Below are 1,113 nucleotides of genomic sequence, written 5' to 3'. Positions count from 1 at the left end.
ACGCCATTTTGACGGCCTAAGCCTATCCTGCGATCAAAAAACAAAAGTAAATTTCGCTGTAATTATGGGTTTTATGCCTACTTCCTTTCAAATGCTTTAAGATGCTTTCAAATGCTTTCAAATGCTTTCAAATGCTTTAAACAACGCTTGAAGTTGCTTTAAAATGCTTTCAAATGCTTTAAACAACACTTGAAGTTGCTTTAAAATGCTTTCAAATGATTTAAAATGCTTTCAAATACTTTAAGTTGGTACTAGGGAGCATTTTTATGGCAAGAAAATTACTAAGTATGGATGCTATTCGGTTCATTATTGAATGCAGAAACGATCCATCTCAAGTTTATACATGGCAAGATATAGCTGATTTAGTTCAGGCAAGATTTGATATTAAAGTAAGCGGTCAAGCGGTCGGACAGAGTTATAAAAAATATAAAAATGTTGTGACTGAGATGAATTCTACGAATCCTAAACCTGTATTAGAAAAAGTATTAAAAACTGAAACACAACCAATTAAAACTTTTGACTTTACTAGAAAGATAGCTGAAAAACCGAAATCGACAGGTTTTGATGATTCGATTCCAACGAATGAGGAAATGCAAGAATTCCTGAAACCACAAAGAAGGTAAAGCGATCTGTTCTGTCATAGATGCCTGTGAACCGTATTTTATGGAAAAGTTTGCATGAACAACCCTAAAAGCCTATTTGACGTCAGAGAAAAACTAGCTCAGGCACAAAGAGAAGCAGCTAAAAACCCCGATCACCCTATCAATGATGGGTTAAAGGCACATTTTGAAGAGCGAAAACAAAAGCTGGCTGCCTTAAAATCCAAATAACGTCCGATCGTCCCTTAAATATTCGTTGAGGTCAGCGAGTGTTTTATCTGTTTCATTTCCAATTTTTTAATCAAGAACGAGCCTAAGCCAGCGCAATTCAAACGCTGACACTGTTCAATTCAACTAAAGAAAGTCGTGGAACAATGATCAAGGAATAATCGTGGAACGTGATAAATCATTAAAAAAGCCCATTCGAGGGTGAATGGGCTATAAAACTAGTATCAATACATTGAATTATAACACAATTTAAAAATGATTGCGTATAAGGTGTATTATGTTAATT

Annotated in this window: 2 protein-coding genes; both read left to right on the top strand. The window is 34.9% G+C overall.

From position 1 onward, the window contains the following. Nucleotides 1-266 precede the first annotated feature (266 nt). Nucleotides 267-623 (top strand): hypothetical protein, encoded by a 357-nt coding sequence (locus AC07E5_RS09760; RefSeq protein WP_498625342.1) that lies wholly within the window; start codon nucleotides 267-269, stop codon nucleotides 621-623. A 54-nt stretch (nucleotides 624-677) separates the two neighbouring features. Further along, complete coding sequence (locus AC07E5_RS09755; RefSeq protein ID WP_498625341.1) at nucleotides 678-830, top strand: hypothetical protein; 153 nt, start codon at nucleotides 678-680, stop codon at nucleotides 828-830. Nucleotides 831-1,113 lie beyond the last annotated feature (283 nt).

It is taken from the genome of Acinetobacter seohaensis (genome assembly GCF_056431365.1).
This window is presented reverse-complemented; position numbering and strand designations above follow the sequence as displayed.